Source organism: Calidithermus terrae, assembly GCF_003574345.1.
GTDB classification, from domain to species: Bacteria; Deinococcota; Deinococci; order Deinococcales; family Thermaceae; genus Calidithermus; species Calidithermus chliarophilus.
In genome coordinates this window covers 14,446-30,026 of record NZ_QXDL01000001.1, presented here as the reverse complement: position 1 = coordinate 30,026, position 15,581 = coordinate 14,446, and the positions used below count along the sequence as shown (strand labels likewise).

General features: G+C 70.7%; 9 protein-coding genes. 4 read left to right on the top strand and 5 right to left on the bottom strand.

The annotated features are described in order from the left end of the window. Positions 1-6: 6 nt before the first annotated feature. The 4 genes from fumC to Mterra_RS00090 all read left to right on the top strand — a co-directional run bounded on the left by fumC (position 7) and on the right by Mterra_RS00090 (position 5,615). The gene (gene fumC, locus Mterra_RS00105; protein WP_119313307.1) at positions 7-1,407 is read left to right on the top strand and encodes a class II fumarate hydratase; all 1,401 of its coding nucleotides are present in this window, start codon (positions 7-9) and stop codon (positions 1,405-1,407) included. Between the two features lie 215 nt (positions 1,408-1,622). Then, on the top strand, positions 1,623-2,999 hold the full coding sequence (locus Mterra_RS00100) for a S8 family peptidase (protein ID WP_218022851.1): 1,377 nt from the start codon (positions 1,623-1,625) through the stop codon (positions 2,997-2,999). A gap of 10 nt (positions 3,000-3,009) precedes the next feature. Next, the gene (locus Mterra_RS23360; RefSeq protein ID WP_119313305.1) at positions 3,010-4,941 is read left to right on the top strand and encodes a tetratricopeptide repeat protein; all 1,932 of its coding nucleotides are present in this window, start codon (positions 3,010-3,012) and stop codon (positions 4,939-4,941) included. 68 nt (positions 4,942-5,009) lie between these two features. Beyond that, positions 5,010-5,615, top strand: coding sequence for a superoxide dismutase (locus Mterra_RS00090; RefSeq protein ID WP_119313304.1), 606 nt, complete (start codon positions 5,010-5,012; stop codon positions 5,613-5,615). 69 nt (positions 5,616-5,684) lie between these two features. Here the strand turns inward: Mterra_RS00090 and Mterra_RS00085 are convergent, their stop codons facing one another. From Mterra_RS00085 to Mterra_RS00065, 5 genes are all read right to left on the bottom strand, one after another. Then, the gene (locus Mterra_RS00085) at positions 5,685-7,214 is read right to left on the bottom strand and encodes a carboxypeptidase regulatory-like domain-containing protein (protein WP_147372466.1); all 1,530 of its coding nucleotides are present in this window, start codon (positions 7,212-7,214) and stop codon (positions 5,685-5,687) included. Between the two features lie 196 nt (positions 7,215-7,410). Further along, a complete protein-coding gene (locus Mterra_RS23355) occupies positions 7,411-10,653 on the bottom strand; it encodes an ATP-binding protein (protein ID WP_119313302.1) in 3,243 nt (1,080 codons plus the stop codon). Between the two features lie 208 nt (positions 10,654-10,861). Further along, on the bottom strand, positions 10,862-11,902 hold the full coding sequence (locus Mterra_RS00075) for a PIN/TRAM domain-containing protein (protein WP_119313301.1): 1,041 nt from the start codon (positions 11,900-11,902) through the stop codon (positions 10,862-10,864). Further along, positions 11,899-13,212, bottom strand: coding sequence for a DNA repair protein RadA (gene radA, locus Mterra_RS00070; protein WP_119313300.1), 1,314 nt, complete (start codon positions 13,210-13,212; stop codon positions 11,899-11,901). The genes Mterra_RS00075 and radA overlap by 4 nt, the downstream gene beginning before the upstream one ends. Positions 13,213-13,295: 83 nt before the next feature. Further along, positions 13,296-15,500, bottom strand: coding sequence for an ATP-dependent Clp protease ATP-binding subunit (locus Mterra_RS00065; protein WP_119313299.1), 2,205 nt, complete (start codon positions 15,498-15,500; stop codon positions 13,296-13,298). Between the last annotated feature and the right edge of the window lie 81 nt (positions 15,501-15,581).

Genomic DNA, 15,581 nt, shown 5'->3' with positions numbered 1-15,581 from the left:
GAAGCCATGAGCTACCGCATCGAAAAAGACACCATGGGCGAAATCCAGGTCGAGTCCAGCCGCTATTGGGGGGCCCAGACCCAGCGGTCGCTGCAGAACTTCCCCATCGGCACCGAGCGCTTCAAAATGCCCCGCAGCATAATCCGGGCGCTGGGCATCCTCAAGAAGGGCGCGGCGCTGGCCAACGCCGAGCTCGGCGAGTTGCCCCGCGACAAGGCCGAGCTCATCGTGCGGGCCGCCGACGAGGTGATCGCCGGGAAGCTCGACGAGCACTTCCCGCTGGTGGTCTTCCAGACCGGTTCGGGCACCCAGAGCAACATGAACGCCAACGAGGTGATCTCCAACCGGGCCATCGAGCTGGCGGGCGGGGTGCTGGGCTCTAAAGACCCCATCCACCCCAACGACCACGTCAACCGCGGGCAGAGCTCCAACGACACCTTCCCCACCGCCATGCACATCGCGGTGGTGGAGGAGCTGCACCGCCAGCTCTACCCCAACGTGAAGAAGCTGCGCGACACCCTGGCCGCCAAGGCCGAGGCCTACGGGGGCGTGGTCAAGGTGGGCCGCACCCACCTGCAAGACGCCACGCCCATCACGCTGGGCCAGGAGATCGGGAGCTGGGTCGCGCAGATCGACTACTGCCTCGAGCAGGTCCGCCACGCCGAGCAGGGCCTCTACGAGCTAGCCATCGGCGGGACCGCGGTGGGCACGGGCCTCAACGCGCACCCCCGCTTCGGCGAGCTGGCCGCGGCCTACTTCGCCAAGGAGACGGGCTTCCCCTTCGTCTCGGCCCCCAACAAGTTCGCCGCGCTGGCCGCCCACGACGCCCTGGTGACCACCAGCGCCGCGCTGCGCACCCTGGCGGGGGCGCTGATGAAGATGGCCAACGACGTGCGCTGGCTGGCCTCGGGGCCGCGCAACGGCATCGGGGAGCTCGTCATCCCCGAGAACGAGCCGGGCAGCAGCATCATGCCGGGCAAGGTCAACCCCACCCAGAGCGAGGCCATGACCATGGTGTGCGTGCAGGTCTTCGGCAACGACGCGGCGGTGGCCTTCGCCGGCAGCCAGGGCAACTTCCAGCTCAACGTCTTCAAGCCCGTGATGGTGTATAACGTGCTCACCAGCGTCCAGCTCCTGGGCGACGCCTGCAGCGCCTTCAACGACCACTGCGCGGTGGGCCTCGAGCCCAACCTCCCCCGCATCCGGGAGAACCTGGAGAAGAACCTGATGCTCGTAACGGCGCTTAACCGCCACATCGGCTACGACAAGGCCGCGGCCATCGCCAAGAAGGCCCACAAGGAGGGCACCAGCCTCAAGGAGGCCGCGCTGGCCCTGGGCTACCTGAGCGAGGAGGAGTTCGACCGCTGGGTGGTGCCCATGGAGATGACCCGCCCGAGCGGTTCCTGAAGCTTTTCCGTCTCCGACGACAATCCCCGCCTCGCCCGAGCGGGGATTGCCCTTTGGGAGTGGGAAAATCACCCCGTGAACTTCGTTACATTAACCGGGTCTTGGTCATTTTCCCGCCTGCGACGGCAAGGGGGCGGATATATTTGCTTTGTAATCGCTATAGGAGTCCACAAGGGAGTAGCAGCTCAATGTGGTGGCGAGACGAGGCCCGAACCATGACCCCTAACTCTTCCCACCCCCCCCACGGCCAGGCCCCGCGTAAGATGCTGGGCCGGTTCCTCGCGTGGGTCCTCCCGCTGGCCCTGGCTGCCGGGTGCAACCCCGCGACCCCGCCCGCGACGGGAGACGTCCCCCTGAGCGCGAACCAGCCCCGTGCCGACTTCGTCCTGACCGTGCCGCTGGCAGGCTCGGAGAGCCGCTCGAGCCTCGAGGCGCGGTACGGGGGCAAGGCCCTCGTCTGGGAGAGCGGCCGCTACGCCATGCTGGGGCTCGACAGCAAGACCGCCGAGGCCAAGAAGGACGTGATCGTGGCCGACAACCTCACCCTCGAGCCCAACGACTGGAGCTTCCTCTCGGGCGGCCAGGCGGCCTGGATGAGCGGCTCCTCCACGATCTGGGCCGGGGGGACCTCGACGATCTGGGCCGGGGGAACCTCCACGATCTGGGCCGGGGGGACTTCGACGATCTGGGCCGGGGGGGAGTTCACCTGGATGCCCGAAAACACCGCGATCTGGAAGCGCGTCCGGCTCGAGCAGGGCCACCGGCTGGCGAAGAATCTCGGGTACGGGGTGAAAGTCGCCGTCATCGACACCGGCATAGACCTCGAGCACCCGGCCCTGAAGGAGGCCCTGGCGCCGGCGGGCGAGTGGTGGGACTTCTACGGCAACGACCCCGTCCCGCAGGAGGAGGGGGTTTTGGGCCAGGGCGGCTACGGCCACGGCACCAACGTCGCGGGCATCGTCCGCCAGGTGGCCCCCCGCGCCACCCTGCTGCCCCTGCGCGTGCTGGGCCCCGACGGCTACGGCGACGTGGTCGCGGTGGCCGCGGCCATCAACTGGGCCGTGGTCAAGGGCGCCAAGGTCATCAACCTGAGCCTGGGCAGCGACCAGAAGCACGACGCCATCGAGCAGGCCATCCGCGCGGCCAACGCCAAGGGCGTGCTGGTGGTGGCCTCGACCGGCAACACCGGCGATACCAACGTGACCTTCCCCGCCTCGACCATGGCCGACGACAAGAACGGCTGGAAGCGCCTGAGCGTCACCAGCGTGAACCTCGCCGACGCCAAGTCGGGCTTCGCGACCTACGGCAAGAGCGTCGAGCTGGCCGCGCCGGGCGAGAACGTGTACGGCCCGGCCCCTGGGCTGAGGAAGGCCGCCTGGACCGGCACCTCGATGGCCGCGCCCATGGCCTCGGGGGCGCTGGCCTTGGCGCTGGGCGAGGAGCTCGAGGTCCCGGCGGCCAACCTCGCCGACGAGCTGCGGGTGCGCTCGAGCGACATCTACAACAACGGCCTCAACGAGGCTTACAAAGACCAGGTGGGGAAAGGACGCCTCGACCTCGAGGAGTTCCTGCGCAACGTCCTCGACGACTGAGGCGCTGGGCGTGAACGACGTGAGCGAGGCCAGCTCCCCACCCGACGGCACCCTGGGCGAGGGCGACGTGGCGCAGCTCGAGCCCGCCGCCCTCACGCCGGGCTCCCCCCCGCTCACCGCCGATCAGGCCGGGGCGCGGCTCGAGGAGGGCCTGGCGCTTTACCGGCAGGGGAGCCTGGGCGAGGCCATCGGGGTCCTGGTCCAGGCCCAGCAGGGCTTCTTCACGCTGGGGCACCTGGCACCTCTGGCGCAATGCCTGCTGGCGCAGGGGCGGGTCTACCGGGACCTGGGGCAGCTCGAGAAGGCCGTGCAGCAGTTCGCCCAGGCCTCCTCCCTCGCCCGCCAGGCGGGCGACCACAAGGCGGTGGTGGAGGCGCTCAACCTCGAGGCCAGCGTGCTGAGCATCCAGGGCGAGCACGCGCGGGCCCTGGAGCGCCTGAGCGAGGGGCTGGCCGCCGCGCGCCGCCGGGGGCTGGCGGAGACCGAGGCCAACATCCTCAACAACGCCGGCCAGGTGCACCTCGCCCTGGGCGACCACGCCCAGGCCCTCGAGCACCTCAAGGCGGCCTACGAGCTCTTCAGCGCCCTGGGCCTGAAGTCGCGGGGCGGCATCAGCAACCTGGTCAACCTGGGCATGCTCTACCAGCGGCTGGGCGACTCCGCGCGGGCGCTCGAGTTCTTCGAGCAGGCCCTCGCCGCCAGCCGCGAGGCGGGCGACCAACTCGCCCAGACCGCCGTGCTCAACAACCTGGCCAACCTCTACCTCGGCAAGGGCGAGTGGGCCAAGGCGCGCACGCTCTTCCAGAAGGCGCTCAACAAAGCCCGGCAGCTGGGCCTGAGGCAGTTCGAGGTCGATAACCTCGACGGGCTGGGGCAGGTCTACATGGCGCTGGGCCAACACCCACAAGCCCTGCGCACCCACGTCCAGACCCTCGCCATCGCCCGGGCCCTGGGCGACCGCGAGGGGGAGATCGACGCCCTGCTCAACCTGGGGCGCAGCCACCTGGCGATGGGCCGCTTCGGGCAGGCCCTGGGGCCCCTCCAGGAGGCGCTGAGCCTGGCCCAGAGCCTGGGCAACCGCCGCTCGGCTTACGAGGCGCACGAGCGCCTGTGCGAGGCGCACCGGGGCCTGGGCCGCTTCGAGCAGGCGCTCGAGCACCACCAGGAGTTCCACCGCCTCGAGCGCGAGGTCTTCAACGAGGAGAGCGAGCGCCGCACCCGGCAGCTCAGCGTGCAGTTCGACCTCCAGCGCGCGCGCAACGAGGCCGAGATGTACCGCCTGCGCACCGAGCTCGAGCAGAAAGCCCGCGAGGAGGCCGAGGCCAAGGTGCGCGAGCGCACCCGCGAGCTGGAGGAGGCCCACCTCGAGGTCGTCAACCGGCTGGCGCTGGCCGCCGAGTACCGCGACGACGCCACCGGCGAGCACACCCGCCGCGTGGGGCGCCTCTCGGCCCTCATCGCCCGCACCCTGGGCTGGCCCGAGCCCGACGTCGCGCTCCTCCAGTCGGCCGCCCGCCTGCACGACGTGGGCAAGATCGGCATCCCCGACGCCATCCTGCTCAAGCCCGGCAAGCTCAGCCCCCCCGAGTTCGCCCTCATGCGCCAGCACACCCACATCGGCTCGCAGATCCTCTCCGGCGGCAATTCCAAGCTGCTGCAGATGGCCCAGGAGATCGCCCTGGCCCACCACGAGCGCTGGGACGGCACCGGCTACCCGCTGGGCCTGGCCGGCGAGCAGATCCCGCTCTCGGCCCGCATCGTGGCCGTGGCCGACGTGCTCGACGCGCTGCTCAACGAGCGCCCCTACAAGCCGGCGTGGCCGCTGGAGCGGGCGGTGGAGGAGCTCGGGCGCCAGAGCGGGCGGCAGTTCGACCCCGCGGTGGTGCGCGCCTGCTTGGAGGTCATCCGCCAGGGGCTGCTGGAAGAGGGAGCGCCGGAGTAGCGCCAAAAGTAGTGCCCTGCCCTTTGCAGGGGGGGCGGTGAATTAGAATCGGCCTTGGAGGTGGAAGCATGAGTTATCCTTTCAAACTGCCCGACCTTCCCTTCGACAAGGCCGCCCTCGAGCCCCACATCGACGCGCAGACCATGGAGATTCACCACGGCAAGCACCACGCGGCCTACGTCAACAACCTCAACGCCGCGCTGGAGAAGGCCCCCGAGCTCCAGGGCTGGAGCCTGGAGGAACTCCTCGGCCGCATCACGGAAGTGCCCGAATCCATCCGCCAGGCCGTCATCAACAACGGCGGCGGCCACCACAACCACACCCTCTTCTGGGACATCCTCACCCCGGGCGGCTCCCAGCAGCCCACCGGCCGCCTGGCCGAGGCCATCGGCGCCGCCTTCGGCTCCTTCGACGAACTCAAGGCCAAGATGACCCAGGCCGGGGCCACCCGCTTCGGCTCGGGCTGGGCCTGGCTGGTGAAGGACGGCGAGGGCAAGCTGCAGGTGTATTCCACCCCCAACCAGGACTCCCCCCTCATGCAGGGCCACACCCCGCTGCTGGGCATCGACGTGTGGGAGCACGCCTACTACCTCAAGTACCAGAACCGCCGCCCCGACTACCTGGCGGCGATCTGGAACGTGATCAACTGGGACAAGGTGGCCGAGCGGCTTTAGGCTCGAGCGCGGGCACCGAGGCCGGGGGGATCCCCCCGGCCTCCGCCTTTGGTCCGCCGACGCCTGGCCTTACGGGGTGGTGAAGTTGAAGGTCTCCGACTGGCCGATCCCGCCGTCCGCGTCGGGCCCCGCGCCGCTGCCGAGCAGGGCGACCTTGACGTAATCCCTCAAGAAGCCGCCGGGCCCCGCCGCGAGGTCGGTGGAGGTGAAGGGCGCGACCCCGATGACCTGCCACGAGTAGCTGACGGCCCCGGAAGTGGGCAACCCCAGGCCGATGGCGCTCAGGTCGGGAATTTTGGTGGTGTTGGCGGTGGTGATCACGTAGATGTCGGGGTTGGAGCCGGCCAGGTGCTTGAAGTAGAAGACGTTCACCCCGCCGCTGAAACCGGTGGTCTGGAAATCGGTGTTGATGGTGACGCCCGTGGCGTTGTTGACCGGCACCGTCAGGCCAGGGGCGGCGGTCAGGCTGACACTGACCCCGGAAGCGTTGGTCGCGGCCCCGGCCTTCCAGGCCAAGGACGACTTGACCCCGCTACTGGCCGTCGCCAGGAGCGAAATGGTCGCGCCGGTGATCCTGGGGGTGACGTAGCTGAAACCGGCGGCGGCCGAAGCGTCGGTGAGCAGGACCGTGCCCGATCCGGGGGCTACCCGCAGGTTGACCCTGCGCTGGTTCAGGGTATACCCCGCCGGGACGCTGACGCTCCCGCTGAAGGTGTCCTCGGCCAGGCTGCCCAGCGTCACGTCCTGATTATTGAAGGTGCCGCCGTTGCTGAGGGTGAGGGCCTTGCTCCCGAAGCCCTTGTAGTCGATCGGGAAGCCGGTGCCTGGGTCGAATTGCCACTGCAGAGCGTACACGTTGCCCGAGGTGCTGTCCGGGCCGAACCACGCGGCGCTCACCGGGCCGTACGCGGGACCGGCGACGCTGCTGCCGCTCTGCAAAGTCTCGGGCGAGCCAAAGAACACGCGGGTCGTGTGGTTGGCGGGGTTGGGGAAGCCGGCGCCGCCGGAGAGGTTGCCCGAGAAAGAGGCAGACTTGGGCGGGGTGAAGGACGCGAGGTTGATGGCCGTCAGGCTGGGGTCCGAACGCGTCAGCCCCTTGTAGTAGTTGACGATCTTGGTCCCGCTGTTGAACACCACGGCGTCGTAGGGGGTGCTGACGTTCGGGATGCTAAAGGTCCCGTCGGAGGCCGTGGTAGTGGTAGTGTTGCCGATCCTGACGGCGAGCCCGCCCACTCCCTGGCCGAAGAAATCGATCACCTTGCCCGAGACGGTGATGCTGGCGGGCGGGTTGATGGTGATGGTGGCGTTGTCGGAGAGCGAGCCGGAGGTCGCGGTGAGGGTGGCGGTCTGGGGGCTCGCCACGGAGGCGGGCGGGGTGTAGGTGGTGCCGGCGCCGGTGGTCGTGGAGATGCTGCCCGGCCCGCTTAGGCTCCAGGTGATGGTTCCCGAGGCGCCCGTGAGGGTCGCGGTGAAGTTGACCGGCGCGCCTCCGGCCACGACGGTCTGCGTCTTAGGAGAAACCGTAAGCTTGGGTGCCCCTCCACCCGGGCACGCCACCAGCAGCAGCAAGAGCAACGAGCCTAACAGCACCCTAGACATAGGACCCCATCGCTTCATATTCCCTCCTGCGACTGACCCCTTGGTCAGGCTACGCGAAGGGTAACAACGGCGGTGTTAAATCCCCGTTACAGCGGGGAGGGGCTCAACGCCCATCCGTCGGGCCTCGTCGGGCCGCGCCTCCGTGGCGTTCGCGTCCGTCGCGGGGGCCCGGGCTCAGGGGCTATGGAAGGACCGGCTACTTGAGTGCCTTCCCCAAGGCCCATCGGACGAAGCGGTTGTTCAGCAGCCGCGCGGAGAGGTCGGGGGGCAGGCGCTCGGAGAGGCCGGCGAGGTGCTGTTGGGTGCGCCCCAGCAGATCCGCCCCCGCCTCCTCCCCCAGGGCCCGGGCCCGGGCGTACAGGATGAAGGGCAGGTCGAAGATGCCCTCGGCCCACTCCTCGCGGCCCTCGTAGGCCAGCCTCGAGGCCTCGAGCGCCCTCTCGCGCTCGCCCCGGCGCAGGTAGGACAGGGCCAGCCCGGCCAGGGCGCGGGCGCGGTCGCGGCCCTGCCGGCGCTCGCCCCAGTGCTCGGCGGCGCGGGTCAGCACCTCCTCGCCCTCCTCGTGGCGGCCCTGCTCGACCTGGGTGAAGCCCAGCGAGAACAGCGCGTAGCCCAACGTGGCCTGCTCGCCCAAGCCCTCCATCACCCGCAGGGCCTGCTGCAATTGCTCCACGGCCTCCCCCAGCCGGTTCTCCACCATCAGGGCCGTGCCCAACGAGGTGCGCAGGATCGAGACGTCGCGGTAGGCCCGCACGGCCTCCGCCTCCTGCAGCGCCTGGCGCAGGGCCTGCTCGAGCCCGGCGCTCAGCCCCACCGCCCCGGCGTTGAGGCTCAAGATGTGCAGCGCGTCCCACACCGCCCACAGGTCGCCGCGCTCGCGGGCCTCGGCCAGCAGGGTCTCCCCGGCGGCGATGCTGAGGTGGTAGGCCCCGCGCACGAAGTCCACGATGGCGCCGTCGGCCTTGAGGCGGCGCAGCAGGAGGTCGTCGGCCAGGCCCTCGGCCAGCACCAGCGCCTTGTTGTAGGCCTCGCGGGCCCTGGCGTGGTCGCCGATGCGCGAGTAGTAGCCCGCCAGGTTGCGCAGGGCGTGGGCCTCCATGGGGCGGTCGCCCGAGATCTCGAAGTAGCGGATGGAGTCGGTGAGGGGCTCGAGCTGGGCGTCGGGGTCGCCGCCGCGGTACTCCAGCCAGGCCAGCCGGAACAGGGCCTGCCCCTTCTGCCAGGCGGTGCGGGCGAGCTCGAGGGCCCGCCGCGCGGTCTGGGTGCCCTCGGCCACCTGCCCGGACTGCACCGCGGCCTCGGCCTCGAGCAGGAAAAGCCGGAAGCGCTCCTCCGGCACCTCGCTGGAGAGCCGGGCGAGCTCCAGGCGCTCGGCCTGGGCCTGGTCGCCCAGCGCCAGCCTGAGCTCGGCGCACTCGGCCAGCACCTGGAAGCGCTCCTGGGGCGGGGCCATGGGGCCCATGAGCTCCAGCGCCTTGGTGTAGTGCACGAGCGCGGTGCGGCCCAGCGGCCCGGCCCGCAGCTTGCGGCCCACGGCCAGGTGGGCCCGCGCGGCCTGGGCCAGTTGCCCGGCGGCCTCGAGGTGGTAGGCCAGCCGCTCGGGCGGGGCGCCGGTGTCGCGCAGCACCTCGGCCAGGCGGTGGTGCACCCGCCGGCGGGCGGCCTCGGAGAGGGTCTCGAGGACGGAGGAGCGCAGCAGGTCGTGGGCCAGCGCGTAGCCCTCCGGGCCCTCCTGGACGATGCCGCTGCCCAGGAGATGGTCCAAGGCGGTGTCGTCGCTGCTGAAGGCGGCCAGCACCGCGGGGGCGAGCGGGGCGTCGGCGATGGCGAGGGCCTGGGCGAGCTCGCGGGCAGGGGCGGGGAGCCGCTCGAGGCGCTGCTGCACCACCTCGCGCACCGAGGGCGGCAGGGGGAGCTCGCGGTAGTCGGCGGTGATGGTGTCGAAGGGGGTGTGCCAGCGCCCGCCCTCGACCCGCAGCAGGCCCTGGTCGAAGAGGAATTGCAGCGTCTGGAGCAGGTACAGCGGGTTGCCCGAGGTGGCCTGGTGCAGCCGCTCGGCGAAGAGGGTGCCGCCCTGGGTGCCGGAGAGGCGCTGCACCAGCTCGTGCACCCCGGTCTCGGGCAGGGCCTCGAGCGCGCGCACGTGCAGGCGCTTCTCGCCGCTCAAGGGCCGCAGGGCCTCGTAGAGCGGCCGCCCGCGCTGGTAGCCCTCGGCGCGGGCCGTGCCCAGCAGGTAGAGCCCCAGGTGGGGCGCGCGCTGGGTCAGGTAGGCCAGGAATTCCAGGCTCGAGGGGTCGGCCCAGTGCAGGTCCTCCCACAGCACCGTGCCGCCCGGCCGGGCCAACGTCAGCAGCAGGCGGGCCAGGGCCTCGAACAGCCGCAGCTTGCCGTTGGGGGCTCCCCCGGCGAAGGAGCCCAGCTCGGGCAGCAGCTGGGCCAGCTCGTCGCGCCAGACGGGCTCGAGCCCCTCCAGCGACTGCCCGGCCTCCAGCGCCGCCCGCACCGCCTCGATCACCCCGCCGAAGCCCAGCTCGCCCAGGCTCTCGCGCTGGCGCACGGTGAACACCTCGCCCCGGCGCTTGGCGAAGTCGCGGGCCAGGCGGCTCTTCCCCACCCCCACCTCGCCCACCAGCAGCACCAGGCCCTGGCCCAGGTGGGTCTCGAGCCAGGCCCAGTCCTCGCTGCGGGCCACCAGGGGCGGGTCCTGCAGCGAGCTCGGGGAGGCGGGGGTCAGCAGCACCGCGTCGAGGCTGCCTTGCCGCAGGTGCCGGTAGAGGGCCTGGGTCTCGGCCGAGGGCTCCACGCCGAGCTCGGCCCCCAGCAGCCGGGCGTACTGCTCGTACTGCCGCAGCGCCGCCGGGACCTCGCCCAGCGCGGCCAGCAGGCGCATCACCGCCTGCTGCTCGGCCTCCTGCAGGGGGTCGTGCTCGAGCAGGCGCTGGTAAACGGCCAGCGCGTCGCGCCGCTGCGAGGCGGCCTCCAGGCCGCGGGCCCAGCCCAGCATGGCCTCGCGGTAGAGGTTCTGCCAGCGGGTCTGCTCGAGGGCCAGCCACTCCTCGAAGGCCTCGGTGGCCCGCACCTCGAAGCCCGCCAGCAGCCCGCCCCGCCACAGCCCCGCCGCCGCGGCCCAGCGGCCGCGGCTGAGGGCCTCGAGGAAGCGCTGCAGGTCGGTCTCGACCTCGCCCAGCACGATCTGCTGACCGCCTTGCTCGAGCATCCGCTCCCAGGGCGTGCCCTTGAGCCGGAACAGTTCCTGCCGCAGGTTGCGCCGGGTGCTCTCCTCGTCGCCCTCCCACAGCAGCGAGGCCAGCGTGCCCCGTTCGGCCTGCCCCCCCTGCGCCGCCAGGTAGGCCACCAGCGCCACGGCCTTGCGCGGCATCTGCGGCCAGGGTTGGTCGTCGATGAGCAATTGGGGGGGGCCAAGGAGACTCAGGAACATGGTCGGGAATCAGGGCCAGTGGCCCGCGCTTCAGCGCCACCTCCACACGCCGAGGTCGGCAGCCGGGCGGCCAGAACGAACCTAACATCGACGTTGTCGAGCCTGAGTCTACCCCTGTCGTTCAGATAGGGGGTAAACAACGCTTATTATTAAGATTTCTTAAGCCAAGCGAAGGGCAGCCGGGCGGCCCGCTCCTCACCGCCCCCGGTCAGCTCGAGGTCGTGCTGCGCTCGAGCTTGCCGAAGAGCAGGCGGCCTACTTGGGTCTGGATGGACTGGGTGATCACCACCGCCACCTCCTGCCCGCGGTAGGGCAGCGCGTCATCGACGACGATCATGGTGCCGTCGTCGAGGTAGCCCACCCCCTGCCCCGCCTCCTTGCCCTCCTTGGTGATGGTGATGCGCACCACCTCGCCCGCCACGTAGGGCGTGCGCAGGGCGGTCGCGAGGGCCTGCACCGACAGCGCCTTGACGCCGTAGATGCGGGCGAGTTGCAGCAAGGCCGAGTCGTTGGTGACCAGCGCGGCCGAGTTCTGGCGGGCGAGCGTGAGGAGCTGGTCATCGACGGGCTCGTCGCTGGCGGGGGCCTCGAGCACCTCCAGCCCTACGCGGTCCTTGAGCCGCTCGAGCACCTCCAGGCCCCGCCGCCCCCGCGCGCGCCGCTGGGCGTCGGGGTGGTCGGCGAAGTTCTGCAGCTCGCGCAGCACCATCTGCGGCACCAGCAGGGGGCCTTCCAGAAAGCCCAGGTCGGCCACCTCGGCGATGCGCCCGTCGATGAGCACGCTGGTGTCGAGGATCTTGCCCCCCCTGGGGCGCACGGGGTGCGCGGGCGGGCGGATGCGGAAGGCGTCGCGGTTGGCGAGGGCCAGCGCCGAGAAGAAGCCCGAGAGCACCAGGGCCAGCAGCAGCGAGTACCAGGGGGTGTAGCCCTCGAACTGCGAGAGCAGGTTGTTGATCAGCACCGTCAGCAGCAGGCCGGCGCTCGAGGCCACGATCAGGGCCACCGGCACCTCGGGCGGCAGCGACTTCAGCCAGCGCTGCAGCCGCAGCCACCAGCCCTCCAAAGCCGCCTCCGCGCGCGGCACCAGCAAGAAGCCCAGCAGCAGCCCGACGAGCCCGAGGTAGAGCCGGTTGAGCGAGAGCAGGCCGCCCGACTCCGCGCCCAGCAGCCCGCGCGCCTCGAGCCAGCCCCCCACCTGGAAGCCGGCGAAGAGCATCAAGAAGTAGAGCACCAAGCGCAGACTGCTCATATCAACCGCTTCACCGCCTCCTCCACGTTTCGAACGACTCCCGGATACAGCAGCCGCTCGAAGCCCGCGCGCTTGCCCTCGCGCAGGCGGCGCTCCAACCCCTCCACGCTGCGCACCTCCCCGGCCAGCCCGACCTCGCCCACCACGGCGAAATCGGCGGGGATGGGCTTGCCCACCACCGCAGAATACACCGCCAGCGCCACCGCGAGGTCCAAGCCGGCGTCGAAGACCCGCAGGCCGCCGGCCAGGTTGACGTAGACGTCGAGGTTGCCCAGCGGCAGCTCGAGCCGCCGCTCGAGCACCGCCAGCACCACGTCCACGCGGCGCGAGTCGAGGCCCTGCGAGACCCGCCGGGGCGCGGGGAAGGGGGTGCGCGCGGCCAGGGCCTGCAGCTCCAGCGCCAGGGCCCGCTCGCCGGAGAGGGTCAGGGCCACCACCGAGCCGGGCGCGCCCACCGGGCGCTCGGCCAGGAAGGCCTCCGAGGGGTTAGCCACCTCCTCCATGCCCGCCTCCTCCATGCGGAAGACCCCCATCTCCCCCACCGGGCCGAAGCGGTTCTTCGTCGAGCGCAGCACCCGGAAGTTCCCGGCGGTCTCGAGGTAGAGCGTGGCATCGACGACGTGCTCGATCACCTTGGGCCCCGCCACCACGCCCTCCTTGGTCACGTGCCCCACCAAGACGGTGGTGACGCGGTGGGCCTTGGCGAAGCGGGTGAGGGCCGAGGTCGCGTCGCGCACGGCGACCAGCGAGCCGGGGGCCGAGGTGGTCTCGAGGGTCTGGATGGAGTCCACCACCAGAAACTCGGGCGGGGCGGCCTCGAGGGTGGCGAGCATGGCCTCGAGCTCGGTCTCGCGCAGGAGCTCGAGGTCGCCCGAAACGCCCAGGCGCTCGGCCCGCAGCCGGATCTGGCCCGGCGACTCCTCCCCGGCCAGGTAGATCACCCGCTTGCCCCGCCGCAGCATCCGGTCGGCGACCTGGAGCAGCAGGGTGCTCTTGCCCACCCCCGGCTCGCCGCCCAGCAGCAGCACCTCGCCGGGGACGAAGCCCCCGCCCAGCACCCGGTCGAGCTCGGCGATGCCGCTGTCGAAGCGGGTCTCGCCGCCGGGGTCCACCTCGCCCAGCCGGACCACGGCGTCGGGGTTGGGCAGGGGGCGCACCTTGGCGAGGCCGCCGCGCGAGCCCCCCGCCAGGGCACGGCCCACCGGCGACTCCTCCTTGAAGGAGTCCCAGGCCCCGCAGTTGGGGCAGCGGCCCAGGGCCTTGACGGACTTGTAGCCGCACTCGACGCAGGTGTATTGGGTCTTGGCCATGAGGGCTCCCGCTTTAACGCCGAACGCCGAACGCTAAACGCCTTCCGGGGTTCGCGTTCGACGTTCGGCGTGGGCGTGGGGCATCAGACGGTGAAGACTTCCTCTTCCTCGAAGTGGATCTCCTCGCCCTTGAGCGTCACGAAGAGCGTGCGGCCGGGGCGGGTGAGCAGCGCCAGCGACAGCGGGTCTTCGACCTTCTCGCGGATGAGGTTACGCAGGATGCGGGTCGAGCCCTGCTTGGGGGCCTGCCCCACCAGCCACGCGGCGAGCGCGGGGTCGAAGCGCACGATCTTCTCGCGGCTCTCCAGCTCCTTGGCGATGTCCTCGAGCATGATCTGCGCGACCTGCACCAGCTCGGGCTCGTCGAGGTTGCGGAAGCGGATCACCTCGTCGAGGCGGTCGAGGAATTCGGGGGTGAAGATGGCCTTGAGCGGGCTCTCGGTGTCGACCTCCTTGGCGGTGAAGCCGATGGCCGGCCCGACGTTGAAGCCGGTGTTGGAGGTCATGATCAGGATGACCCGGCGGAAGTCCACGGTGCGGCCGAGCCCGTCGGTGAGGCGGCCCTCGTCGAGGACCTGCAGGAAGGTGTTGTAGATGTCGGGGTGGGCCTTCTCGATCTCGTCGAGGAGCACCACGCTGAAGGGCTGGCGGCGCACGGCCTCGGTCAGGCGGCCGCCCTGCTCGTAGCCCACGTACCCGGGAGGGGCCCCGATGAGCTTGGAGATGGAGTGGGGCTCCTGGAACTCGGACATGTCGAAGCGGATCAGGGCGCGCTCGGAGCCGAAGAGCACCTCGGCGAGGGCCTTGGCGAGGTGGGTCTTGCCCACGCCGGAGGAGCCGGCGAAGAGGAAGCTGGCCGAGACGCGGGTGCGCCCGCCCAGGCCCACGCGGGCCCGGCGCAGCGCGGCGGCGAGGGCCTCGATGGCCTCGTCCTGCCCGATGACCCGCTTCTTCAGCTCGGCCTCGAGGCTGAAGAACTTGGCGTCGTCCTTGTCATCGACGTAGACGCCGCCCCAGCTATCGACCACCGACTCGATGTCCTCGCGGCTGACGAGCGGGGTGCCGTCCTCGTCCTCGGCCACGGGCAGGCCCAGGCTGGCGTTGAGGCGCACCCTCGAGGCCGCCTCGTCGATGAGGTCGATGGCCTTGTCGGGGAAGTTGCGGCCGGGCAGGCTGCGGATGCCGATCTTGACCGACAGCTGGAGGATCTCGTCGGGCACCACCACGCCGTGGTGGGCCTCGTAGCGCGGGCGCAGGCCCTTGAGGATCTCCAAAGTCTCGTCGGGGCTCGGCTCGAGCACGATCACCGGCTGGAAGCGGCGCTCGAGGGCGGCGTCTTTCTCGATGTAGCGGTGGTACTCGCCGGTGGTGGTCGCGCCGATGACCTGGATCTCCCCGCGCGAGAGCGGGGGCTTGAGGATGTTGGCCGCGTCGAGGGTGCCCTCGGCGCCGCCCGCCCCGATGAGGGTGTGCAGCTCGTCGATGAAGGCCACCACCTTGGCGTTCTTGAGCTCCTCGATGATCTGGCGCAGGCGTTCTTCGAACTCGCCGCGGTACTTGGTGCCCGCGACCACGCCCGCGAGGTCTACGGAGACGATGCGGGCCCCGCGCAGCACCGGGGGCACGCGCCCCTCGATGATGGCCTGGGCCAGCCCCTCCACGATGGCCGTCTTGCCCACGCCGGGGTCGCCGACGAGCACGGGGTTGTTCTTGGTGCGCCGGGCCAGGATCTGGATGACCCGGTTGATCTCCTCCGAGCGACCGATCACGGGGTCGAGCTTGCCTTCTCTGGCTTCACGGGTCAGGTCGCGTCCGTATTCGTCGAGGAATGGCGTTGCCACGGCCTTCTCCTTCTGGCCCTCGCCCGCTTGCGAGAGAACCCGCCAGCGGATGGTGTCCACGTCTTTGGCGTAGTGGGTCATGATCCGGTAGGCGATGCCGTCGCCCTCGCGGATGATGCCCAGAAGGATATGCTCGGTGCCGATAACCTGACTCGACATATTGCGGGCTTCCGCCCCCGCCAGCTCCATCACCCGGCGGGCCCGCGGGGTGATGGCAGGCGGCTCGCCGGTGCGGCTGCCCTCCCCCCGGCCCACCAGCTCCTCGACCATGCGCCGCATGGCCTCGAGGCTAGCGCCATATTCCATGAGGATGCGCGCCGCAGTACCGCCCTCGCGCATCAGCCCCAGGAGCAGGTGCTCCGGGCCGATCATGCTGTGGCCCAGACGGCTGCCTTCCTCCCTGGCGTAGTGGAACACCAACCGCGCGCGGTCGTCGTACCTGTTCAAAGGCAACCCCCTTCTGGCGTGTAAGCGGCGTCCATTTCTACCACAATGATATACTACGCCCGCAGCGTATTCGGTGTTTGA